Source organism: Streptomyces murinus (genome assembly GCF_002154555.1).
Taxonomy (GTDB): domain Bacteria; phylum Actinomycetota; class Actinomycetes; order Streptomycetales; family Streptomycetaceae; genus Streptomyces; species Streptomyces murinus.
On the sequence record NZ_MUNF01000751.1, the window covers coordinates 1 to 851 of the forward strand.

2 protein-coding genes are annotated in these 851 nt (G+C 72.3%); both read right to left on the reverse strand.

Going from position 1 to position 851, the window contains the following annotated elements:
• Positions 1-56: 56 nt before the first annotated feature.
• Positions 57-188, reverse strand: coding sequence for a hypothetical protein (locus tag CCN72_RS41480; protein ID WP_086812259.1), 132 nt, complete (start codon positions 186-188; stop codon positions 57-59).
• Positions 189-376: 188 nt separating this feature from the next.
• Positions 377-851, reverse strand: a 475-nt coding sequence (locus CCN72_RS34380; RefSeq protein WP_244174620.1) for a LysR family transcriptional regulator substrate-binding protein, incomplete at its 5' end; no start/stop codon positions are given.

Genomic DNA, 851 nt, shown 5'->3' on the forward strand with positions numbered 1-851 from the left:
TTATCCGGACGGCCCGTGTCACTGCGAGCGGCTCGGAAGGAGGTTCGGCGATCGGCTCAGTGGCCGGTCTGGCCGCCGTTGTCCCGGCGGTCGAGGGCGCGCTGGAGGGCGGCGGCGGCGTTCTTGCGGTCGGACTCGCCGGTGCTGGGCACGTGGCGGACGCGGCGGCGGACGGTCGTCTCGGCCATGGAAATCGACTCCTCGGCATGAAGGGAGCACGGAGATGAGGGGGGTGTGCGAGACGCCGGAGCAGGCAGGGAGCGCTGGCCGCAGGGGTTGCCTGCACGGGGCCCGGCTCACGACCGCCATTCGCTGGATCGAGCGAGACGTTCGGCTTCTTCCAAGCTAAGGGAGCGGCCCGCGTCTGTCTGCATAGTTACTCGGACTTCCTACTATCTGAGACGGCGGACCCCCTCGAACCGCTCTGAGCTGCGCCGACGCGCGTCCGGGTGAGCGCGGGACCGCGTCCGAGCGAGCGCAGGACACGGATCAGGGCGCGTACGGCGTCGGTGGTGGCCAGTTCCGGGGTGGTGACGTAGCCGACGCCGCGGTACGGGCGGTCCGGGCCGAGGTCGGTGATCTCCACCGAGGGCGGTGCCCCGGTGAGGGACAGCGCGGGCATGACGGCCATGCCGAGGCCACTGCCCACCATGGACAGCACCGCCCCGTCGTCCTCGGCGCGGACGGTGGCGGGCGGCAGCCAGTTTTGGGCGGCCCACCAATCGCGGGTGTGGGAGCCGCAGTTCTCGGCCCAGTCCACGAGCGGCAGACCGCGCGGATCCGGGTGCCCGGCCGGATGCACCAGGGCGTACGGCTCCTCCAGCAGCAGCCCGCCGACCAGCCCGCTCGGC

What these genes read in the sequence shown, in the direction of transcription:
- CCN72_RS41480 (WP_086812259.1), bottom strand. Translation starts at nt 188, where the DNA reads ATGGCCGAGACGACCGTCCGCCGCCGCGTCCGCCACGTGCCCAGCACC.